The following is a 20,826-nucleotide window of genomic DNA, read 5'->3' as shown; positions in this document are numbered from 1 at the left end:
ATCCTACCCGGCCGTTCCCCTGGACAGATACCCCCGGGGGTACCCGTGTTACGGTGGCCCGCATACCCCCAGGGGTAATTCCACCGGGAGAGGAGTCCCTGATGTTCTTCATCGACACCATCGAGCTGGAGGGGCTGGGCAACCGCGCCTACCTGGCCGGCGGCAGGCACACGGCCGTGGCGGTGGATCCGCCGCGCGACATCGACCGGGTGCTCGCGGCCGCCGCCCGGCGCGGGGTGCGCATAACGCACGTGGCCGAGACCCACCTCCACAACGACTACGTCACCGGCGGCCTGGAACTGGCCCGGGTGACGGGCGCCGCCTATCTGGTGCCGGCCGGGGCACGGGTGGCGTTCACCCGCGTGCCGGTGACCGACGGCGACGTGTCCGCCGTCGACGCCGGGCTCGCCCTGCGGGCGGTCGCCACCCCCGGCCACACCCCGCACCACACCTCGTACGTGCTGGAGGACAACGGCCTGCCGGTGGCCGCGTTCACCGGCGGTTCGCTGCTCATCGGCACCGTGGGCCGCCCGGACCTGGTCGAACCCCGCCTGACCGAGCACCTGGCGCGTTCCCAGTACGCCTCCGCACACCGTCTGGCGGCCGAACTGCCGGACGAGACACCCGTACTGCCCACCCACGGCTTCGGCAGCTTCTGCTCCGCGGCCCAGGCCGAGGGGGACACCACCACGATCGGCAGGGAGAAGGCCGGGAACATCGCGTTCACCGCGGACGCGGACACCTTCGTCGCCCGCCTGCTGGACGGACTCGAGGACGTCCCCGCGTACTACACACACATGGGTCCGGCCAACGCCGCCGGGCCGGCCCCGGTGGACCTCACCCCGCCGTCCGTCGCCGACGCCGAAGAGATCGCCGCACGGCTGGCCGCCGGGGAGTGGGTGGTCGATCTGCGCAGCCGGATCGCGTTCGCCGAAGGGCACGTCGCCGGCTCGTTCAACTTCGAGGCGGACGGCCGGCTCGCCACCTACCTGGCCTGGATGATCCCGTGGGGCAAACCGGTCACGCTGCTGGCCGAGTCCGCCGAACAACTGGCCGCCGCCCAGCGCGAACTGGTCCGGGTCGGCATCGACCGCCCCGCGGCCGCCGCCACCGGCACACCGGAGCGGTGGGTGCCGGACGGCAGCCGGCCGGTGTCCTTCCCGCGGTCCACGTTCGCCGGACTGGCCGGGCGCGGTACGGACGACGTGGTCGTCCTCGACGTACGACGGTCCTCGGAACGAGCCGCCGGACGCATCGGGGGTTCCGTGCACATCCCGGTGCACGAACTGCACCGGCGGCTGGGCGAGGTACCCCCCGGCACGGTGTGGGTGCACTGCGCCGGCGGCATGCGCGCCGCGATCGCCGCCTCGTTGCTGGACGCCGCGGGCCGAGACGTGGTGGCCGTGGACGACCGGTTCGACGCCGCCGCGGCCGCCGGACTCGACGTGATCACCGGCTGAGCCGGACAGCCTCGAACTTCCCCGATTCCCGATTCTCCGAGAGGTTGAGTGATGACCCTCTTCCGGCGCGGCACGGACCGCGTCATCAGCGACGAGAACCCCCGAGGCACCGGCAGCGCGGACGCGCGGTCTGTCCCGGCGGACGTACGCGAGGAAGCCGCCCGGCACCTCGGCCACGCGCCCGGCACCCCGCACATACCGCACGGGAACACAGGCTCCCTGGCATGACCGGACTCCTTCTCGCGCTCGCCGCGGGCGCCGTCGTCGGCCTCGCCCTCGGCGGGCTCGGTGGTGGCGGCAGCGTCCTGGCGGTGCCCGCCCTGATCTACCTGCTCGGCCTCACCCCGGCGGAGGCGACCACCGCGAGCCTGGTCATCGTCACCGTCACCTCGGTGACGGCCCTGACCGGGCACGCCCGCGACGGCCATGTGGCCTGGCGCACCGGGCTGCTGTCCGCCGCCGCCGGCATCGTGCCGGCGATGCTCGCCGGGGCGGCCGCCGGCCACCTGCCGCAGTCCGTACTGACCGCGGGCTTCGCCTGTGTCGCGGGCCTGGCCGCCTTCCGGATGCTGCGACCCGTGCGGAAGCAGCCGCCCGGCCCCATCCGCCCGGCAAAGGCCGGCGCCGCCGGAGCCGGGCTGGGCGCGGTGACCGGATTCCTCGGAGTGGGCGGCGGCTTCCTCGCCGTACCCGCCCTGGTGAGTGTCCTCGGACTGGCCATGCGCACCGCCGTGGGCACCAGCCTCCTGGTCGTCACGATCAACTCGCTGGCCGCACTCATCGCCCGCGCCGGCACCGGGACACACCTGGACTGGGCGGTGACGGGGCCCTTCACCGGGGCGGCCATCCTGGGTGCCTGGGACGGCAAACGCCTGGCGGAGAAGGTGGCGGGCGAGACCCTCCAGAGGGTCTTCGCCTGCGTCCTGCTCGCGGTGGCCGCGTCCATGCTCGCCGACGTACTCCTGTGACCGTGCGCACTCGCCGAGCCGCACAGTCCGCCGGCCGAGGAGAACCGCCTCTCCGGCCGGCCGCACATGCGCCATGCCGCGCGGCGGCCTGGCCACCGGCTCCGGCCGCATGCGTCGGTGATCGGCACCGACCCCATCTGATCAACCGCACACGCCGGCCCGGCGGGACCCCGATCCGTCCCGCTCCTGGCGGCACCGCCACACCACGGAGACCCCTGCCATGACCGCACCCATCACCCTCGACCCGCGCCAGGCCCGTTCCCGCCTGCACGAGCTGACCGTCATCGACGTCCGCACCCCCGGCGAATACGCCGGCGGGCACCTGCCCGGCGCCTTCAACATCCCGCTCGACCGGCTCGACCGGGCCCTGCCCGACATCCGCACCGCCGCCGAGAGCGGCGAGATCCTCGTCGTCTGTGCCTCCGGCACCCGCTCGGCGAACGCCTGCCGCATCCTCGCCGCCCACGGCATCACCAGTGCCACCCTCGTCGGAGGCACCGGCGCCTGGGCGGCCCAGGGCCACGACCTGCACCGGCCCGCGGGGGCCCCGAAGACGACCTGGGGCATGGAACGCCAGGTGCGCCTCACCGCGGGTGGCCTCGTCCTGCTGGGCCTCCTGCTCGCCCTGAGCGTCCACCCGGCCTTCGGGTTGCTGTCCGCCGCCATCGCCGCCGGCCTGGTCTTCTCCGCGCTGACCGACACCTGTGGCATGGCGGCCGTACTCGCCAGGCTGCCCCACAACCGGCCCCGCCGGGCGGACCTGGACGCCACGCTCCTCGGACTGCGCGGCACCCGGAACGGCGAGTCCCGGTAAGCGGGCCACACCTGCCCGTCGCGCCCTTCGGCCCGAGGTCAGCCGTGGACGGGACGGTGGCGGCGGCCGTCGTGGCCTCGGCGGGCCGGTCGGCGGCGGTGAGACGGGGCGGCCCGCCAGGCCGCCGTGGACAACCTCGCCAAGGCCGCCGTTTCGTCGCCGCCCTGAGCCCGGCCGCCGTGGAGGGCAGCACCCTGGCCGACGCGCTGGAACGGCTGTGCGTCACCACCGGCGCCCGTCACCACCGGCGCCCGCCACCGCCGTTGCCCGTTTCCGCCTCACAGGCGGCCCCGTACCGCCGGCGACCGCGCACGAGGTCGCCCCGCTGCGCGTCGCCCAGTCCGCCTTCGCCAACACCGTCCACCACGCCCGAGCCACCACCGCCGAGGCAACCCTCGGCTGCCTCGGCGGCCGCATCGCGCTGGACGTCGTGGACGACGGATGCGGCTTCTCCCGCGGCCGGCCGCCCACCCGGCGCCGACGGCTTCCGGCCGGCCGCCATGCGCCCCGCGTGAACGTCCTCGGCGGCACGCCGACCGTCGTATCCGCCTCCGGCCACGGCACCGCCCCGGCCGCCCGGCTTCCCCTGGCCCCGCCCACCGAGCCCGCGGCCCACCCGTGACCGACGCCCCCGTCCGCCTCCTCCTCGCCGACGGCCACCCGGTGGTGCGCGCCGGGCTGGACAACCCGGCCTCGCCGTCATGGCCGAGGCCGCCACCGCCGAGGCCTGCGTCAGCCGCGCCGCCGAAGGTGACATCGATGTCGTCCTCATGGACCTGCGGTTCGAGGACGCCCCGCCCGAGGATCTGGCCGCCGCCGTGCGTACCGCGGCGGCGGCCGTATGACCCTAGCCCCCGCGGTCGCCGGGCGGCTGCGCACACCCGGCACCGCCCTGACCCGGCGCGACCGGGCTACTTGGTCTCGACGCGTCCGACCGGGTCGGAGCCGCTCGTCAGGGCCTGGCACGCCGTCCGCCAGGCGGGGTCGGCGGGCCGGAACCGGGTGCGCAGGTAGGCGGAGGTGAGGTGTGCGAGGGCGGCGACCAGCGCCGGGTTCTCGTCGGTGGTCTCGGCGGCGTCGTAACCGGAGACGCCGCCGAGCAGGTGCTCGGCGCCGAACAGCGTGAGCAGCGTCTTGGGCGCGGGGGCGAGGCGGTACGGGTCGGCGTGCCAGTCGGGGCCGACATCGGTGAAGTGCCGGGAGTCGTCCTTGTCGCCGGCCACGACCAGGGCGGGCGTGGTCATCGTGGAGAAGTCGGTGGTGTGGAAGAACGGCGTCTGCGCGGCCATCCGTCCGTTGAGGACGTCGCCGCCCCGGCCCGGTGCGGCCAGCAGCACGCCCGCCTTGATCCGGCGCTCGATCAGATCCGCCTCCTCCCCGGTGCCGGGGTCGGTGATCCGGGCGCCCAGCAGAAGCGCGGCGGTGTGGCCGCCGAGGGAGTGCCCGGCGACCGCGACGCTGTCGTGGTCGAGGCGCCCGGCCAGCTGCGGCACGGTGTCCTCGATCTCGTCCAGCCGGTCGATGATGCGGCTCATGTCCTCGGCGCGGGAGCGCCAGAAGAAGGGGCCTCCCGGCGCGCCGGTGAGCCGGTGGCTCAGCGTCCGGGAGCTGAGGTGGGTCGGCTGGACGACGGCGAACCCGGCCGCGGCCCAGAGGTTGGCGAGGGGCGCGTACCCGTTCAGCGAGGAGAGGTGGTGGGAACCGCCGTGGCCGTGCGAGAGCAGGATGACCGGCAGGCCGGTCCCGGTCGCGGGCGCGGAGACGCGGACGTGGAGGTCCACGGGCCGTCCGGGTACGGAGAGGATCACCGGGCTGTACGACAGGACGGGTGCGGAAGGGTCGAAGACGGCGGCAGGGTCTGCGGATGCGCTCATGACGAGGTCCCTTGTGTGGCCCGCGCCGTCGCCGGCTCCAACCGGGCGGCGGCAGACGGGTGGCGGGGTGCGCGTCCACCTCGAAGTGAAGCGGAACGTTGTTCCGCTTATTGAACGGAACCTCGTTCCGTTTTGTCAAACGCGCCGGGAAACGCTCGGGCATGCACGCGCGGCGCCGGTTCTCCGCGTTTGCGCATCACGGCGTGCGCATGCGCGCTCCGCCGAACTCGACGGCCGGCCCGGTGTGTTGGCGTACAGCCCGGGGGCGAGCTGGTCGCGGCCGTTGAACCCGGCATGGCCGCAGGCCGCATTCCCGCCATCCGCTCCGCCGGCGACCCGGACGAGCCGCACCACCTCGACCGGGCCGGCGACCTCGGCATCCGCGTCCGCGCGGGCCGCCGGCGACGGCCGAACCCCTGCCCCGTGGCGCGGGACGGGACAGGGGACGGCGGCGCGCACCGGCCGGCGGGGTGGCTCAGACGCCGGCGACCGACTGGATCCAGGAACGGTACGCCGTCACATTGGTGTACGCCGTGTTCGTCTGACGGTCGCTGGTGGAGGCGACGCCGACCTGGACGCCGTTCGCCATCATCGGGCCGCCGGAGTCACCGCCGGCGGTGATCCCGTTGCCCCGGTAGGCGCAGATCGCGGAGCCGCCGTAGGCGTCGGTGCAGCCGCTGGAGACGGTGACATCGGCGACCTTCAGGTAGCGCGACTGGCAGTTGATCTCCGAGCCGCACTGGGAGGTGGCGCCCCAGCCGTACACCTGCACGCTCTGGCCGACCCGCACCGTACCGGGCTGCCCGAGAGTGGCGTAGGTCGTCGAGACGGAACGGTCGAGCCGGACGAGCGCCAGGTCCGCGCCGTGGGTGTAGGTCTGGACGCCGTTGGCCACCGTGCCGCCGCTGTACTGGTCCAGGCTGCCGATGCGGAACGACAGCGAGCCGCCGCTCACACAGTGCTTGGCGGTGAGGACCCAGGTCGGGGCGATGATCGTCGCCGTACAGGTCTCCTGGCCGTTCGAGTACAGCCGGGCGGCCCAGGGGCCGCTGCCGGCGTACCCGCCGCCGATGATGGGCTGGGGACCCTTGGTGGCGACGGGTGCCGTCGCGGGCGCCGCCGAGGCCGTGGGGGAGAAGAGCGCGAGGAGGGAGACCGCCGCCGCCGCGAGAACGGGCGCAAGCCTTGATATACGCAAGGTTCCTCGATCCGGACATCACGTCTGGGGACGTGTACGTGTGTGGGGTGTACGGCCTCGCGGGCCGTGTCCACGGGAAGGGCCGCCACCGGACGGCCTCTCACGTCATGGACATGCCCCAGCTTCGGGAAGGAACCGCGACGGGGGTACTAGCACTTCTCCATAACGTCGCGTTATGGCACACGCGCAAGGCGCGGAGCCTCTAGGGTGAAGGCGCCAGGGAGCCTCCGGAGCGCCTGCGACCGGAGCTTGACGCGACGGCTCAACCGAGCCTGCGCGAGCCCGCTTCAGGGGGTGCACATGCGACGAGCCATCGTGATGGGCGGGAGTTTCGCCGGACTGCTCGCGGCCCGGGTGCTGGCCGACCACGCGGAGGAAGTGGTCGTGGTCGATCCCGACGGCGCGGACGGCTCGGGGCAAGGCGCGCCGCACAGACGGCAGTTGCACGCGTTGCTGTCGATGGGCCACGCGCAGCTCGACCGCCGGCTGCCCGGCATCACCGGCGAACTCGTGGCCGGCGGCGCCCAGGTGGGCAGAGGCCCGCAAGTGCGGTACTACGTCGACGGAGCGCTCAAGGCGTGCCTGCCGGACAACACTCTGCTGGGCGCCACCAGGCCGTTCCTGGAGGAACATGTGCGCCGGCGCGTCCTGGCCCTGCCCAACGTCACGGTGGTGCCGGCCCAGGCCCGGGACCTGCTCTTCGACGGCACACGCGTCTGCGGCATCCGCCTGCTGCCCGTGGCGGACACCGCACGGCCCGACGCCCTCGCCGAGCTGACCGGCGACCTGGTCGTCGACGCCATGGGCCGCTCCAGCAGGCTCGGCACATGGCTGGTCGGCCATGGATGGGACTCGGCGCCCATGGACCGGATGAAGGTGGACCTCGGCTACGCCACCGCCGCGTTCACGCGCGGGGACGAGCTTCCCGGCACGGTGGTCGTCCACGCGTCTCCGGGACCCGCCAGCGGCTACCAACAGCACCTCAGCGAACCCGGCGCGCTGGTGGCGGTCGAAGGAAACCGCTGGTCGGCGGTGCTGGTCGGATACGGCGACTACCGGCCCGGACGCGACCCCGAGGCATTCCTGCGACGCATGCGCCGGTGCGTCGGCCCGCTGCGCGAAGTGGCCGACTGCTGCCGGCTGGACGGGGACATCGAGACGTTCCACTTCAGCGAGAGCCGAAAGCGCGACTTCACCCGCCTCGGACGCTTCCCCGGGGGACTGGTCGCCGTCGGCGACGCCGTCGCGTCCGTCAACCCCATCTACGGCCAGGGACTCACCCTGGCGACACTCGCCGCCTCCTCCCTGTCGGTCCATCTGCGCTCGGGCGCCTCTGCGCACGCACCGGCCTGGGACTACTTCAGGCGGCTCCGCGTCGTCGTGAACGCGGCGTGGAAGATCTCCGCGGCCGCGGACCTGGCCCAGCCGCACGTGACGGGCCCCTACCCTCCCGGCTACCGGCTGCTCCGCTGGGTCGGCGACAAGGTCGTGGAGGCCTCCGTGACCGACCGCACCGTCAACGAGGAGTTCATGGCCGTGGTCAACATGCGCAAACACCCGCGCGTCCTCACCAGCCCACGCCTCCTCCTGCGCACGGCACGTGTGCTGACGGCCCGTTAGCCGATCGCCGTCGGGTTACGAACAGGGCGGGAATCGTAGCGGCAGCAGCCGGCTGCCCACCCCGCGCGCGGTGCGGCCGGCCTGTCGGGTCGGTCGGGGCCGGGCCCTCGGATCGGGGGCCTTCCGCCACCAGGGCCGGTTCAGCGCGATCTCGTTCCGCACCCGCCGCCCGTCCGGTGGCAGTAACCATCATGTCGGGCGATATTTGCAGGAAAGCGGAGCTTCGCTGTGCTCGCGCGGTCCGGCGGCGAAGCCCGGCCGGCCGTCTCACCCCCGACCGAAGGGACCCATGGCATGCCTGTGTGCACGACGCGCGACGGGGTGGAGATCTTCTACAAGGACTGGGGCCAGGGCAGGCCCGTGGTGTTCATCCACGGATGGCCGCTCAACGGCGATGCCTGGCAGGACCAGCTCAAGGCCGTCGCCGACGCCGGCTTCCGCGGAATCGCCCACGACCGCCGCGGCCACGGGCGCTCCACACCGGTGTGGGACGGGTACGACTTCGACACCTTCGCCGACGACCTGAGCGACCTGCTCACGCACCTCGACCTGACCGACGTGACGCTGGTCGCGCACTCGATGGGCGGTGGCGAGCTGGCCCGCTACGTCGGCCGGCACGGGACCGGGCGGCTGCGCTCGGCGGTGCTGCTGTCCGCCGTCCCGCCGGTCATGGCACAGTCGGACGACAACCCCGAGGGCGTACCGGCCGAGGTCTTCGAGCAGATCAAGAGCGGCATCCTCAACGAGCGCTCGCAGTTCTGGAAGGACACCGCGGAGGGCTTCTTCTCCACCAACCGGCCCGATGGCAAGGTCACGCAGGGCAACAAGGATGCCTTCTGGTACATGGCGATGGCGCAGACCATCGAGGGCGGCGTGCGCTGCGTGGACGCCTTCGCGTACACGGACTTCACCGCTGACCTGAAGAAGTTCGACATCCCCGTACTGGTGGTGCACGGCGACGACGACCAGGTCGTCCCCATCGACGCCACCGGCCGCAAGTCGGCCGAGATCATCGCCGACGCCGAGCTGAAGGTGTACGAGGGCGGCTCGCACGGCATCGCGATGGTGCCGGGCGACAAGGACCGCTTCACCAAGGACCTGCTGGACTTCCTCGCCCGGTAACCGGTCCGGGCAGTCCTCGGACGCGGGCGCACGCCACGATGCCCCCGCAGCGCATCACCGTGGTTCTCGCGGCACACGGAGCACCGCGTCGACGGCCGGAAAGGCCGGTGCGCTGCGGGAGCAGGGGCCGTGCGCGCGTCGGCAATCCTCGCGGCGCGGCCGCTCTAGCGTCAGTCTCCGGCGTACCCACCCCGCAAAGCCAGGAGACAGACATGCCCGATGCCGCAGAGCCCGTACGACCCGTGCTGGAACCCGCGGCCGCCGCGTTCGCCGAGGCGACCGCCAATCCGCCCTACCTGTTCGACCTGCCCCCCGCCGAAGGCCGCAAGACCGTCGACGAGGTGCAGTCCGGCGAGATCGCCAAGCCGGCGGTCGACGAGGAGTGGGTCACCGTGCCGGGCGGGCCCACCGGCAGCGTCCGCGCGCGGATCGTCCGGCCCGCCGGCGCCACCGGCACCCTGCCGGTGATCCTCTACATCCACGGTGCCGGCTGGGTCTTCGGCAACGCCCACACCCACGACCGCCTCGTGCGGGAACTCGCCGTCGGCGCCGAGGCGGCCGTCGTCTTCCCCGAGTACGACCTCTCGCCCGAGGCCCGTTACCCGGTCGCCATCGAGCAGAACTACACGGTCGCCCGCTGGGTCGTCGACGAGGGCGCCGGCAAGGGTCTGGACGGCACGCGCCTCGCGGTCGCCGGAGACTCGGTGGGCGGCAACATGACCGCCGCGCTCACCTTGATGGCCAAGCAGCGCGGCGGCCTCCCGCTGCTCCAGCAGGTGCTGTTCTACCCGGTGACCGACGCGAACTTCGACACCCCCTCCTACCACCAGTTCGCCACCGGCTACTTCCTGCGCCGCGACGGCATGCAGTGGTTCTGGGACCAGTACACGACCGACGAGGCCGAGCGCGCCCAGATCACCGCGTCCCCGCTGCGCGCCACGACCGACCAGCTGGCCGGCCTGCCTCCGGCGCTGGTCATCACCGGTGAGGCGGACGTGCTGCGCGACGAGGGCGAGGCGTACGCCAACAAGCTCCGCGCGGCCGGAGTCCCCGTCACCGCCGTCCGCTTCCAGGGCATCATCCACGACTTCGTGATGCTCAACGCGCTGCGCGAGACCCACGCCGCCGAGGCCGCCATCGCGATGGCCGTCCACACCCTGCGCACCGCCCTGCACAGCGCCTGAACCCCGAGGAACCCCAGTCCATGACCACGCCCACCGTCCTCCTCGTCCACGGCGCGTTCGCCGACGCCGGCAGCTGGACCGGCGTCATCTCCCGCCTCCAGCGCCACGGCGTCCCGGTGATCGCCCCGCCCAACCCGCTGCGCGGCCTCGCCGCCGACGCCGCCTACGTCGCCTCGGTCGCCGCCCGGATCGAGGGCCCCGTCGTGCTGGTCGGGCACTCCTACGGCGGTGCGCTCATCACCGTGGCCGGCACCGCCGAGAACGTCGTCGGCCTCGTCTACGTCGCCGCCTACGTCCTGGAGGAGGGCGAGAGCCTCGGCGAGCTGCAAGGCCGCTTCCCGGCCTCGCCGCTGGTGAGCAACCTCAAGCAGTGGACGTACCCGGTGCCGGGCGGTGACCCGGCCGTCGAGGTCACCATCGCCGAGGACGCCTTCCCGTCCGTCTTCGCCGCCGACGTGCCGGCCGAGACCACCAAGGCGCTCGCGGCGGCGCAGCGTCCGCTCGCCGCGGCGGCCTTCGAGGAGACGGCCACCGCCGCCGCCTGGAAGACCAAGCCGTCCTGGGCCCTGGTGGCGGCCGCCGACCAGGCGATCAACCCGGAGGTGGAGCGCTTCGGCGCGAAGCGGGCCGGCGCGACGATCACCGAGCTGGAAGGCGCCTCCCACGCGGTGGCCGTCTCCCGGCCCGAGGCGGTCGCCGACCTGATCCTCCAGGCGGTCCGCGCGACCGGCTGACCGAGGCTCCCCAAGAGGCGGTCCGCGACCGGCTCGCCCCAAGTCCCCGAACGGCCGCGCAGGCGACTCCCCTGGCCCGCGCGGCCGTTCGGCATGCCCGCCCGGGTCACGAGCGTCGACGCGGACCCACTTCCCGCTGACGCGCGCACGCACACGCGCGGACTCGCACCCGGCTCGTGGACGCGCACACGCACACGGACCTGCACGGACCACGACCACGTCTGCGCTGACGCGCACACACACATGCGCTCTCGGACAAGGCGGCAGGGCGTTCCACGCCTAGCGTCACCGGTGTACACAGCGCACCAACCGCAGGAGACGGACCATGACCACCGACATCACGCCCACCGGCAGTCAGCCCCGGCTGCACCAGAAGGGCCGCATCATCCAGGAGTTCGGCACCGTCAAGCAGTTCCCGCTGGCCCTGTCGTACGAGGCCCGCATGTACTCCTGCCAGCGGCTCAACAAGGCCCTCGCCGACACGCAGATCCTCTACGGCCTCTACAAGAAGCACCACTGGCTGGTGCGCGGCGCGACCTTCTACCAGCTGCACCTCGTCCTGGACCAGCACGCGGCACAGCAGCTCGCCCTGGTCGACACGCTCGCCGAGCGCGTCCAGACACTGGGCGGCGTGGCCGTGGGAGACTCCCGGCACGTCGCCGAGCTCACCTCGATCCCGCGCCCGCCGGACGGTGTCGAGGAAGTGCCCGCGATGCTCTCCCGGCTCCTCGAAGCGCACGAGACCATCCTGGCCGACGCGCACGACGCGGCGGCCCGCGTCGCGGAACTGGGCGACGACGGCACCAACGACCTGCTGGTCTCCCAGGTGATCCGCACCGGCGAACTCCAGGCGTGGTTCCTCGCGGAGCACCTGGTCGACACACCCCTGGTCCGCGCGTGACACGCCGCTGACCGGGAGACCGTCCCGGCCGTGATGCCGGCGATCTCCTCCGATGAGGCCACGCACTGATCTCCGCCGGCCGGCGGGGCCGACGGCTTCACCGCGGCGGACGACGAGGGCGTTTACGCGCGTCCGGGCCCCGGCCGGCGCGGTACGTCCTGTCGGGTCGACGCGGGATCAGCGGGGAGGCGCCGGACGCACCGGGTGCTTGCTCATGACGGAGACCCGGTTGAAGGCGTTGATGGTGATCGCGACCCAGATCACGGCGGAGATCTCGTCGTCCGACAGGACGGAGCGGGCGAGGGCGTAGGCGGTGTCCTGCGCCTCGGCGTCCGACGGGTGGGTGGTGGCCTCGGCCAGGGCCAGCGCCGCGCGCTCGCGCGGCGAGAACAGCCCGGTGTCCCGCCAGGCGGGCAGCACGCCCAGCCGCTGTGCCGTCTCTCCGGCGCGCAGGGCGGCGCGGGTGTGCAGGTCGAGGCAGTAGGCGCAGGCGTTGAGCTGGGACACGCGGATGTTGACCAGTTCGACGAGGAGGCGGTCCAGGCCCGCGCCGGCGGCGACCGCGCGGACCGTTTCGGCGGTCGCCGTCATCGCGTGGTAGGCGTCCGGGCTCTGCTTGTCGACGAACACCCGTCCGCCTGTGGTCGCCGTCACGGTCTCGGCCACGTGATCTCCTTCATCGCGCGATGTTCTGATGTACGTCCTATCATCACCAAGTGAATGTTGAAACTCGAACTTTCCTTCTCGGGAGAGGAGCAGACCGGTGAGCAACACGGAAGCGGTGCCCGTCGCCCACGTCCGCGACGCCGGGACCGGCCTGCCGGTGCCCGCCGGTGTCGAGGTCCTCACTCCGCGCGACGTGCCCCTGGGCGGCCCCCGGGCCATGCGGGTACGGCGCACGCTGCCCCAGCGATCCCGGTCGCTGATCGGTGCCTGGTGCTTCGCCGACCACTACGGACCGGACGACGTGGCCTCCAGCGGAGGCATGGACGTCGCACCGCACCCCCACATCGGTCTCCAGACCGTCAGCTGGCTCTTCAGCGGTGAGATCGAACACCGGGACAGCCTCGGTGTCCACGCCTACGTCCGGCCCGGCGAGCTGAACCTCATGACGAGCGGGCACGGCATCTGCCACTCCGAGGTGTCCACTCCCGCGACCACGGTCCTGCACGGTGTGCAGCTCTGGGTCGCCCTGCCCGAGGAACACCGCGACACCGCGCGGGACTTCCAGCACTACGCGCCCACGCCCGTGCCGCTCGACGGCGGCGAGGCCCGGGTCTTCCTCGGCACCCTCGCCGGCGACACCTCCCCGGTGCGCACCTTCACCCCGCTGCTGGGCGCCGAACTGCACCTGGCCCCGCAGGCCACCGTCACGCTCGGCATCGACTCCGGCTTCGAGCACGGCGTCCTGGTCGACACGGGGAACGTCCTCTTCGGCGAAACCATCCTCAAACCGGCCGAACTCGGCTACGCGCCCCCGGGCCGCACCACCCTCACCCTGACGAACCAGGCGGACGAGCCGGCCCGCCTGATCCTGCTGGGCGGCCCGCCGTTCCAGGAGGAGATCGTCATGTGGTGGAACTTCATCGGCCGGTCACACGAGGAGATCGTCCGGGCACGCGACGAGTGGGCGTCGGGGGACCGGTTCGGTTCGGTCCAGGGCTATGACGGCGACCCGCTCCCCGCGCCCGAGCTTCCCACGGTGCCGCTGAAACCGCGGCGAAACCATCGTTGACGTGCTGAAACGCAGTGATCCGCTGGGGGCGGGGAGACCGGCGCCGTCTTCGCCAACCTCACGATCGGCCGTACGCCGCTCTCGGCGACCTGCCACCCGTCAGCCGGGGCCGCCGGGAGCGACCGCCGCCTCGCCTCCGACCAGCCGCCCGAACCGCTCGTCGATGTCCAACGGCAGCCCACTTCGCTCGTGTGACAACGTTCCGCGACACCACGCCTGGTGATGATCCTTCTCGGCGAACCGGTGGCGTCTGACGCCCGCGCGGGGATGACATGCCGGCCGTCCCACGCCATACGCGTACGTCGCGCGGCAGCGAGCGGTCCTGGTTGGCGACCTGCCGGCGGCTCCAGACGGCGTCCTGCCGGGCCCGGGCCGGCACGTCCCCTCACCGCCGATTCGCTCCCGGGGCGCCGGCCTTACGGAGTCGTGACGTGCGGGCGTGGCCGGGTGGTGCGGCGTCGGGGCGGGCCTAGCGTGGGTGTATGCGTGTACTGGTCACCGGCGGTGCCGGGTTCATCGGGTCCCATGTCGTGGAGGCGCTGACGGCGCGCGGGCACGAGGCGGTCGTCTTCGACGTGCGCGCGGCACCAGACGCGGACGTGCGCGATCCCGAGGCGGTCTCCCGGGCCGTGGCCGGTGCGGACGCCGTGTGTCATCAGGCCGCGATGGTCGGGCTCGGGGCGGGGTTCGGGGACGCGGCGGAGTACGTCTCCCGCAACGACCTGGGGACGGCCGTCCTGCTCGCCGCCATGGCGGAGGCGGGGGTACGGCACCTCGTGCTGGCCGGGTCGATGGTGGTGTACGGGGAAGGGCGGTACGCGTGTCCGCGTGACGGGGGCGTACGGCCGGGGCCCCGGACGGTCGCCGACCTGGACGCGGGCCGGTTCGAGCCCGGGTGCCCGGTATGTGGTGCGGAGCTGATCGCTGGGCTGGTCGGCGAGGACGCGCCGGCCGATCCGCGCAACGTGTACGCCACGACCAAGCTCGCGCAGGAGCACCTGGCCGCCGCCTGGGCCCGGTCGACGGGTGGGTCCGCCGTGTCGCTGCGCTACCACAACGTGTACGGGCCCCGGATGCCCCGCGACACCCCGTACGCCGGTGTCGCCTCCTTCTTCCGGTCCGCGCTCGCCCGGGGTGAGGCGCCCCGCGTGTTCGAGGACGGGCGGCAGCGCCGGGACTTCGTGCATGTGCGGGACGTGGCCGCCGCCAACCTGCTGGCGCTCGAGGGCCGTTCCGCCCCGGGTGTGCTCACCGTGTACAACACCGGCAGCGGCGAGCCGCACACCGTCGGCGAGATGGCCCGCGCGCTGGCCGACGCCCACGGAGGGCCCGCACCGGTGATCACCGGGGAGTACCGCCTGGGGGACGTACGGCACATCACGGCCGACTCCTCGCGGCTGCGGACCGAGCTGGGCTGGAAGCCGGAGGTCGGTTTCGCGGAGGGCATGCAGGAGTTCGCAGCCTCCGGGTGAGCCGTGGTGGGGTGCCGCGGGGTCTGCGAGTGGGCCTAGGGTGCCGCGGGCAGGGTGACCTCGAAGCGGCAGCCGCCGGGGATGTTGCGCACGGTGGCCCGGCCGCTGTGGGCCTCGACGATGCCGCGCACGATGGCGAGGCCCAGGCCCGCGCCGGCCGGCGGGGTGCGGGCGTGGGTGCCGCGCCAGCCGGTGTCGAAGACGCGGGGCAGGTCCTCCTCGGGGATGCCGCCGCAGCCGTCCGTCACGGAGACGACCACGCCGCCGGGCGAGCGCTCGGCGGCGACGGCGACCGTGCCGTCGGCGGGCGTCCGGCGGATGGCGTTGACCAGCAGGTTGCCCAGGACGCGGCTCATCTCCTTGGCGTCGACCTCCACCGGGACCGGCTCCACCCGGTCGCCGACCAGCCGGACACCGTGGGCGCGGGCGAGCGGATCGGCTCCGGCGAGGGCGTCGCCGACGAGGTCGTAGAGGGAGATCCGAGACGGTGTCAGCGGAAGCGTGCCGGCATGGATGCGGGAGAGTTCGAAGAGGTCGCCGACCATGTCGTTGAGGCGCTCGACCTCGGTGCGGATCTGTTGCAGATAGCGGCCGGGATCGTCGGCGACACCGTCCTCCAGGGCCTCCGACATGGCGCGCAGCCCGGCGAGCGGGGTGCGCAGGTCGTGGGAGATCCAGGCGACGAGTTCCCGGCGTGAGGTCTCCAACAGGCGTTCCCGCTCCCGTGATTCGGCGAGTCGGGCACTTGTGGCTGCCAATTCGCGGCTCAGTTGCGCCAGTTCGGCGGTGGCCGGGGCCAGTGGGGCCGTGAAGCCACCGGCCTCACCGAGCGAGCGGGCCGCCAGGGCGAGTTCGTGGCTGCGGGCGACGACCCAGCGGCCCAGCAGGAGGGCGGTCGCCAGGGAGACCACGGCCGCCATCGCGACGACCGTCGTCACCACGGTCAGGTCGTGCGGGGAGAGGAACATCGCCCAGGCGACCGCGAGTGTCCCGGCAAGCACGCCGCCGACGCCGACCGCCGCGACGACGGCGAGGGACACGGTGAGCGAGCGTCGCCGCAGCAGCCGCAGCGCGGCGGCCCCCGTGAGGCCGGTGACGGCGGCCCCGGCGAAGGCGTACAGGGCGATGAGCAGGGTGTCGTGCATGTCAGTCCTCCGCGTCCCGGCCGCTCGGGTCGAAGCGGTAGCCGACGCCCCACACGGTCTGGATCAGGCGCGGCCGGGCCGGGTCGTCCTCGGTCTTGCCGCGCAGCCGGCGAATGTGGACCGTGACGGTGGAGAGATCGCCGAAATCCCAGCCCCACACCTCGCGCATCAGGTCCTCCCTGGTGTACGCCCGTCCCGGATGCCGCAGGAAGAAGGCGAGGAGGTCGAACTCGCGCAGGGTGAGCGCGAGTTCGGTGCCGTTCTTGGTGGCGCGGCGGGCGGCGGGGTCGACGGTGAGCCCGGCGGCGGCCAGCGGGCCGGCGGCCACGGCGGGGCGGGCGCGGCGGAGCACCGACTGCACCCGCAGGACCAGTTCGCGGGGGCTGAACGGCTTGGTCACGTAGTCGTCCGCGCCCACCTCGAGTCCCAGGACGCGGTCCTCCTCGTCGCCGCGGGCGGTGAGCATGACAACGGGCACGGCGGCCCGTGCGCGCAGCCGGCGGCAGACCTCCAGTCCGTCCATGCCGGGCAGCATCAGGTCGAGCACCACCAGGTCGGGCCAGTGGGCGGCGGCGCGCCTGAGGGCGGTGGGGCCGTCGGCGGCCCGGTCCACCAGGTACCCGGCGCGGCCGAGGTAGCCGGCGACGACCTCGGCCACGGTGGCGTCGTCGTCGACGACCAGGACCCGGGCGGCACCGGAGGCCGACCGCGGAGCCGGTGCGGAGGATGCGGGGGCGGTCCCGTCCGTGGCGCTGCCCGTGCTGGACAGATGCGGCTGCTGCATGATCCCAGCCTCGCACCGGGTCGTCGAGGGTGTCGCTTCCGCGGCCGGATCCCAGCCCCGACGTCCGCGTTTCGTAAGGAGCACTAGACCGATATGTCCGCTTCACATTCGTAGGGTGAACGGCGTGACCACCTCATCACCCTCTTCACCGGCGAGCGTGGACGTGGTGTTGCCGTGCCTGGACGAGGCGGCGGCCCTGCCCTGGGTGCTCGCGCGGATCCCGGCCGGCTGGCGCGCCCTCGTCGTGGACAACGGCTCCACCGACGGCTCGGCGGACATCGCCCGCGCCCTCGGTGCGACCGTTGTCCACGAGCGGCAGCGCGGGTTCGGTGCCGCCTGCCACGCCGGGCTCACCGCCGCCACCGCCGACGTCGTCTGCTTCTGCGACTGCGACGCCTCGCTCGACCCCGGGCACCTCGTACCCTTCGTGCGGGAGGTCCTCGACGACCGGGCCGACCTGGTCCTCGGCCGACGGCGGGCGCGGGGCCGGGGCGCCTGGCCCGCGCACGCCCGGGCCGGCAACCTCGCGCTCGCGCGACTGCTGCGCCGCCGTACCGGACTGCGGCTGCGCGACCTCGGCCCGCTGCGCGCGGCCCGCCGGGAGCCGCTGCTCGCACTCGGTCTGAGTGACCGGCGCAGCGGCTATCCGCTCCAGATGGTGGTGAGGGCGGCCGACGCGGGCTGGCGGATCACCGAGCACGACGTGCCGTATGCGCCGCGCGCCGGCCGCTCCAAGGTGACGGGTACCTGGCGCGGCACCTGGCAGGCGGTCCGGGACATGAGCCGCGTCCTGGCCGAACCCCCGGCCGACCGGAGGACCGTACGGTGACCACGCTGCTCGTCATCGCCAAGGAACCGCTGCCGGGACGGGTCAAGACGCGGCTCACCCCGCCGTTCAGTCCCGCGCAGGCGGCAGCGCTCGCCGAGGCGGCGCTCGCCGACACGCTGCACGCCGTGGCGGCCACGCCCGCCACCCGCCGCGTGCTGGTACTGGACGGGACGCCCGGCCCCTGGCTGCCACCCGGCTTCGACGTCGTACCGCAGTGCGCGGGTGACCTGGACGCCCGGCTGGCCGACGCGTTCGCCCGGTGCGAGGGTCCTGCCCTGCTCATCGGCATGGACACCCCGCAAGTGACCCCGGAGCTGCTGAGCGTGGACTTCGCCGGGTACGACGCGTGCTTCGGGCCGGCGGCGGACGGCGGGTTCTGGGCGCTGGGCCTGGCCGAGCCCGACCCACGACTGCTTCGGGGCGTGCCCATGTCGACGCGGTGGACGGGTGCCGTGCAGCGGCGGCGGCTGGTGGCCGCCGGGCTGCGGGTGCGGGACCTGCCCCGGCTGCGGGACGTGGACACCGCCGCCGACGCGGCGGCGGTCGCCGCGCTCGCACCGCACGGCCGGTTCGCCGCCCGCCTCGCCCGGTGCACCGCGCACACCGGCCCCGGGACGGCCCGATGAGCACACCTCGGGCCCTCGCCTGGGCCGGCGCCGACCCCTACGCGGACGCGCTGCGCACCGGGCGCGGCCCGCTGTTCCTGCGCCGCAGCGACGGCTGGCTGCTGCCGCTGGAGGTCGAGCGGTGGTGCGCGCGAGCGGACCCGGTCGACCGGGCGGTGCTGGATCGCTGCGAGGGCGCCGTGCTCGACGTCGGCTGCGGGCCGGGGCGGCTGGTGGCGGAACTCGCCGTCCGGGGCCGTACCGTCCTCGGGATCGATGTCAGCGAGGCCGCCGTCGAGCACACCGTGCGGCTCGGCGGCCAGGCGCTGCGGCGCTCGGTGTTCGAGCCGCTGCCCGGCGAGGGCCGCTGGGACACGGTGCTGCTCATGGACGGCAACATCGGCATCGGCGGCGATCCGGGGGTCCTGCTGGACCGGGTGGCCCGGCTGCTGAGCGCCGGCGGCCTGCTGATCGCCGAGACAGCCGCGGTGGACGTCGACGAACGGTCCGAGGTGCAGGTCGTCGCCGGCACCGGGGCCGGGACGGACGGTGGCGCCTTCCCCTGGGCTCGGCTCGGCACCCCGGCCCTGCTGCGGTACGCGGGCCGGGCGGACTGGCGGACGGTGGGTCAGTGGACGTCCGGCGCGCGGCGCTTCGTCGCCCTGCGCAGCCTCCCGCGCGCTCGGCTCCGCACCGCCGGCAGCAGCGCCGAGCCGCCGAACAACACCGCGCTGATCAGCAGCCAGCGGGCGAGGAAGCCGTCCGGGGACAGGCCGGTGGCGGACTGGTAGCGCCGGTCGACCATCCCGCTGATCAGCGGGAACCACACCAGCAGAAGCAGCCCGGACAAAGCGGCCGGGACGCGGACGTACAGCGTCCACTTCCGCCGTCCCGCGGCGCCGAGCCCGCGGACGACCGCCCGGTCCGCCACCGTGTACAACGGCAGCAGCACGAGGTCGTGCAGCAGGGCCGCCCCGACCACCCACAGCGCCACGGCCCGCCAGTCGTCCGCGAGCAGCCGCACCCCGGCATAGCCGGCGAGCGCGAACGAGCAGGCCAGCAGCAGGATCCGGAAGGGATTGCCGAGCGGCGGGCGCGGGCGCATCACAGGTCTCCGAAGGCCAGCCGCGCCACCCACTTGGTGTTGAGCACACCGGGCGCGGCGGGCACGATGATCCGCGCCGGGTAGCCGTGGTCGGGGGACAGATCCTCGCCGTTGACGTACAGGGCGAGCAGCGAGCGGGGGTCGGCGACCTGGTTGGCCCGCAGGGCCGCGCGGCGGAAGGCGCCGTGCCGCTGGAGCGACTCCACGAACACGTCCGGCGGGTCGCCGTCGTAGCCGACGAGCGTCGCGAGGTCGCGCAGCCGCACCCCGCGCCACCACTGGTCGTCAGTCGACCAGCCCTCCACGCAGGCGATGGGCAGCGACGCGCTGTGCAGCGGCAGCCGGAGCAGCTCGGCACGGCTCAGGCGCACGGTTCCGGTGCGCCCGGTGACGACGAGCCGCCACCCGTCCCGGTGGGTGTCGGCCGCGGTGATCCGGGCGTACGTGGCCGTCTTGTTGATCTGGAACCCGTTGGGGCCGCCGCCGGGGTCGGCCGCGCCGTGCGGCGCGAGCAGGGCCGTACGCCGGAAGGGCCCGCCCAGGCTCTGCCCCACGGTGGTCGCGAACAGCAGCAGCGAGCCGCCGCCGACCAGCGCCAGCGCGCCGCGCCGGGAGACGGTGGGCTCGTCCGGGCGCGGGGTGACCAGGTCGCCGTCCTCGTGCAGTGGCCGCCGCACCGCCCGCAGGGCCGTCGGCGCCTTCAGGACGGCGTGGGCCACGAACGCGGCGAAGAACACCCACGCGCCGTAGAAGTGCAGCGGGTAGAAAGAGCCCGGGAAGACGTAGTCCAGCTGGACGTTGAGCACACCGGTGGTGAACTCGAACAGCCCGCCGCCGACGAGGAGCAGCAGGGAGATCCGTTCCAGCCCGTGCGCGACCGAGCGGGCCGGGGGCAGGGCGAACAGCCTCGGCACCACGGACCACAGCTTGGCCAGCAGCACCGGGATCAGGGTGATGCCGAGGGTGACGTGCACGCCCTGCGTGAACCGGTACAGCCATACCGGGCCGGTGGGCCAGGCGAAGAGGTAGAAGCCGAGGATCCCCTTGTCCGGTGTCTGGTCGTTCACCCGGGACAGACCCGGGTTGTAGGCCGCGTACGACACCAGTCCGGTCACGAACAGCACGGTGATGCCGGCGAGCAGCACCAGACCGAGCACGGAGGTGAACCAGGGGCCGCGCAGCGGGCTGCGCCAGAAGCCCGGGGAGGAGGGGAGTCGCGGGTAGTGGTCTCGCATGGTCCGACGGTAGGCCGGAAGGACCCCGCGAACGGGCCCGC

General features: G+C 73.6%; 21 protein-coding genes and 1 pseudogene. 16 read left to right on the top strand and 6 right to left on the bottom strand.

The features are described from left to right. Positions 1-101: 101 nt before the first annotated feature. From SCK26_RS02555 to SCK26_RS02530, 6 genes and pseudogenes are all read left to right on the top strand, one after another. Positions 102-1,460, top strand: coding sequence for an MBL fold metallo-hydrolase (locus SCK26_RS02555; RefSeq protein ID WP_318199587.1), 1,359 nt, complete (start codon positions 102-104; stop codon positions 1,458-1,460). A 51-nt stretch (positions 1,461-1,511) separates the two neighbouring features. After that, positions 1,512-1,688, top strand: coding sequence for a hypothetical protein (locus tag SCK26_RS02550; protein WP_318199586.1), 177 nt, complete (start codon positions 1,512-1,514; stop codon positions 1,686-1,688). Next, a complete protein-coding gene (locus SCK26_RS02545; RefSeq protein WP_318199585.1) occupies positions 1,685-2,428 on the top strand; it encodes a sulfite exporter TauE/SafE family protein in 744 nt (247 codons plus the stop codon). The genes SCK26_RS02550 and SCK26_RS02545 overlap by 4 nt, the downstream gene beginning before the upstream one ends. Before the next feature lie 220 nt (positions 2,429-2,648). After that, the gene (locus SCK26_RS02540) at positions 2,649-3,242 is read left to right on the top strand and encodes a rhodanese-like domain-containing protein (protein ID WP_318199584.1); all 594 of its coding nucleotides are present in this window, start codon (positions 2,649-2,651) and stop codon (positions 3,240-3,242) included. Between the two features lie 217 nt (positions 3,243-3,459). Next, positions 3,460-3,864, top strand: a complete 405-nt coding sequence (locus tag SCK26_RS02535) for a hypothetical protein (RefSeq protein WP_318199583.1) — start codon at positions 3,460-3,462, stop codon at positions 3,862-3,864. After that, a pseudogene (locus SCK26_RS02530) lies at positions 3,861-4,149 on the top strand (response regulator transcription factor); the annotation flags it as partial. The gene SCK26_RS02535 and the pseudogene SCK26_RS02530, both read left to right, overlap by 4 nt. A gap of 4 nt (positions 4,150-4,153) precedes the next feature. On the opposite strand, the gene SCK26_RS02525 reads toward SCK26_RS02530, so the two are convergent. Continuing rightward, positions 4,154-5,116 carry a chlorophyllase gene (locus SCK26_RS02525; protein WP_318199582.1) on the bottom strand — a complete coding sequence of 321 codons (963 nt, stop codon included), beginning with the start codon at positions 5,114-5,116 and terminating at the stop codon, positions 4,154-4,156. A 475-nt stretch (positions 5,117-5,591) separates the two neighbouring features. Further along, entirely contained in the window at positions 5,592-6,314 is a 723-nt protein-coding gene (locus SCK26_RS02520) for a S1 family peptidase (RefSeq protein ID WP_318199581.1), read from the bottom strand. Between the two features lie 300 nt (positions 6,315-6,614). Here SCK26_RS02520 and SCK26_RS02515 point away from each other — a divergent pair, with 300 nt between their 5' ends. From SCK26_RS02515 to SCK26_RS02495, 5 genes are all read left to right on the top strand, one after another. Further along, a complete protein-coding gene (locus SCK26_RS02515; RefSeq protein WP_318199580.1) occupies positions 6,615-7,934 on the top strand; it encodes a hypothetical protein in 1,320 nt (439 codons plus the stop codon). Positions 7,935-8,228: 294 nt separating this feature from the next. After that, positions 8,229-9,056, top strand: a complete 828-nt coding sequence (locus SCK26_RS02510) for an alpha/beta hydrolase (RefSeq protein ID WP_318199579.1) — start codon at positions 8,229-8,231, stop codon at positions 9,054-9,056. A 212-nt stretch (positions 9,057-9,268) separates the two neighbouring features. Continuing rightward, the gene (locus tag SCK26_RS02505; protein WP_318199578.1) at positions 9,269-10,240 is read left to right on the top strand and encodes an alpha/beta hydrolase; all 972 of its coding nucleotides are present in this window, start codon (positions 9,269-9,271) and stop codon (positions 10,238-10,240) included. Between the two features lie 20 nt (positions 10,241-10,260). Continuing rightward, entirely contained in the window at positions 10,261-10,974 is a 714-nt protein-coding gene (locus tag SCK26_RS02500; RefSeq protein ID WP_318199577.1) for an alpha/beta hydrolase, read from the top strand. A 325-nt stretch (positions 10,975-11,299) separates the two neighbouring features. Then, entirely contained in the window at positions 11,300-11,875 is a 576-nt protein-coding gene (locus SCK26_RS02495; protein ID WP_318199576.1) for a DNA starvation/stationary phase protection protein, read from the top strand. Between the two features lie 177 nt (positions 11,876-12,052). Here SCK26_RS02495 and SCK26_RS02490 read toward each other — a convergent pair whose 3' ends face one another. Then, a complete protein-coding gene (locus SCK26_RS02490) occupies positions 12,053-12,541 on the bottom strand; it encodes a carboxymuconolactone decarboxylase family protein (RefSeq protein ID WP_318199575.1) in 489 nt (162 codons plus the stop codon). A 97-nt stretch (positions 12,542-12,638) separates the two neighbouring features. Between SCK26_RS02490 and SCK26_RS02485 the strand changes: the two genes are divergently transcribed. Then, the gene (locus SCK26_RS02485) at positions 12,639-13,610 is read left to right on the top strand and encodes a pirin family protein (protein ID WP_318199574.1); all 972 of its coding nucleotides are present in this window, start codon (positions 12,639-12,641) and stop codon (positions 13,608-13,610) included. 482 nt (positions 13,611-14,092) lie between these two features. Then, on the top strand, positions 14,093-15,082 hold the full coding sequence (locus SCK26_RS02480) for an NAD-dependent epimerase/dehydratase family protein (protein WP_318199573.1): 990 nt from the start codon (positions 14,093-14,095) through the stop codon (positions 15,080-15,082). A gap of 35 nt (positions 15,083-15,117) precedes the next feature. Here the strand turns inward: SCK26_RS02480 and SCK26_RS02475 are convergent, their stop codons facing one another. Then, the gene (locus tag SCK26_RS02475) at positions 15,118-16,227 is read right to left on the bottom strand and encodes a HAMP domain-containing sensor histidine kinase (protein WP_318199572.1); all 1,110 of its coding nucleotides are present in this window, start codon (positions 16,225-16,227) and stop codon (positions 15,118-15,120) included. A gap of 1 nt (position 16,228) precedes the next feature. Beyond that, positions 16,229-17,011: a response regulator transcription factor gene (locus SCK26_RS02470; RefSeq protein ID WP_318199571.1), complete on the bottom strand. Its 783-nt coding sequence runs from the start codon at positions 17,009-17,011 to the stop codon at positions 16,229-16,231. A 115-nt stretch (positions 17,012-17,126) separates the two neighbouring features. On the opposite strand from SCK26_RS02470, the gene SCK26_RS02465 reads away from it, so the two are divergent. Genes SCK26_RS02465 through SCK26_RS02455 form a run of 3 tightly spaced genes read left to right on the top strand, consistent with a single transcriptional unit; the run spans position 17,127 to position 19,236 of the window. Beyond that, entirely contained in the window at positions 17,127-17,840 is a 714-nt protein-coding gene (locus tag SCK26_RS02465) for a glycosyltransferase family 2 protein (RefSeq protein ID WP_318199570.1), read from the top strand. Then, the gene (locus tag SCK26_RS02460) at positions 17,837-18,466 is read left to right on the top strand and encodes a DUF2064 domain-containing protein (protein WP_318199569.1); all 630 of its coding nucleotides are present in this window, start codon (positions 17,837-17,839) and stop codon (positions 18,464-18,466) included. Before SCK26_RS02465 ends, SCK26_RS02460 begins: the two co-directional genes overlap by 4 nt. Beyond that, positions 18,463-19,236 (top strand): class I SAM-dependent methyltransferase, encoded by a 774-nt coding sequence (locus tag SCK26_RS02455; RefSeq protein ID WP_318199568.1) that lies wholly within the window; start codon positions 18,463-18,465, stop codon positions 19,234-19,236. Before SCK26_RS02460 ends, SCK26_RS02455 begins: the two co-directional genes overlap by 4 nt. Before the next feature lie 313 nt (positions 19,237-19,549). Here the strand turns inward: SCK26_RS02455 and SCK26_RS02450 are convergent, their stop codons facing one another. After that, complete coding sequence (locus tag SCK26_RS02450; protein ID WP_318199567.1) at positions 19,550-20,785, bottom strand: molybdopterin-dependent oxidoreductase; 1,236 nt, start codon at positions 20,783-20,785, stop codon at positions 19,550-19,552. Positions 20,786-20,826 lie beyond the last annotated feature (41 nt).

Origin of the sequence: Streptomyces sp. SCL15-4 (genome assembly GCF_033366695.1) — a bacterium.
Lineage (GTDB): Bacteria > Actinomycetota > Actinomycetes > Streptomycetales > Streptomycetaceae > Streptomyces.
This window is presented reverse-complemented; position numbering and strand designations above follow the sequence as displayed.

Coding starts and splice junctions, on each gene's coding strand:
- SCK26_RS02495 (WP_318199576.1), top strand. CDS start 11,300: ATGACCACCGACATCACGCCCACCGGCAGTCAGCCCCGGCTGCACCAG.
- SCK26_RS02555 (WP_318199587.1), top strand. CDS start 102: ATGTTCTTCATCGACACCATCGAGCTGGAGGGGCTGGGCAACCGCGCC.
- SCK26_RS02515 (WP_318199580.1), top strand. CDS start 6,615: ATGCGACGAGCCATCGTGATGGGCGGGAGTTTCGCCGGACTGCTCGCG.
- SCK26_RS02455 (WP_318199568.1), top strand. CDS start 18,463: ATGAGCACACCTCGGGCCCTCGCCTGGGCCGGCGCCGACCCCTACGCG.
- SCK26_RS02500 (WP_318199577.1), top strand. CDS start 10,261: ATGACCACGCCCACCGTCCTCCTCGTCCACGGCGCGTTCGCCGACGCC.
- SCK26_RS02480 (WP_318199573.1), top strand. CDS start 14,093: ATGCGTGTACTGGTCACCGGCGGTGCCGGGTTCATCGGGTCCCATGTC.
- SCK26_RS02550 (WP_318199586.1), top strand. CDS start 1,512: ATGACCCTCTTCCGGCGCGGCACGGACCGCGTCATCAGCGACGAGAAC.
- SCK26_RS02510 (WP_318199579.1), top strand. CDS start 8,229: ATGCCTGTGTGCACGACGCGCGACGGGGTGGAGATCTTCTACAAGGAC.
- SCK26_RS02470 (WP_318199571.1), bottom strand. CDS start 17,011: ATGCAGCAGCCGCATCTGTCCAGCACGGGCAGCGCCACGGACGGGACC.
- SCK26_RS02525 (WP_318199582.1), bottom strand. CDS start 5,116: ATGAGCGCATCCGCAGACCCTGCCGCCGTCTTCGACCCTTCCGCACCC.
- SCK26_RS02540 (WP_318199584.1), top strand. CDS start 2,649: ATGACCGCACCCATCACCCTCGACCCGCGCCAGGCCCGTTCCCGCCTG.
- SCK26_RS02545 (WP_318199585.1), top strand. CDS start 1,685: ATGACCGGACTCCTTCTCGCGCTCGCCGCGGGCGCCGTCGTCGGCCTC.
- SCK26_RS02450 (WP_318199567.1), bottom strand. CDS start 20,785: ATGCGAGACCACTACCCGCGACTCCCCTCCTCCCCGGGCTTCTGGCGC.
- SCK26_RS02505 (WP_318199578.1), top strand. CDS start 9,269: ATGCCCGATGCCGCAGAGCCCGTACGACCCGTGCTGGAACCCGCGGCC.
- SCK26_RS02475 (WP_318199572.1), bottom strand. CDS start 16,227: ATGCACGACACCCTGCTCATCGCCCTGTACGCCTTCGCCGGGGCCGCC.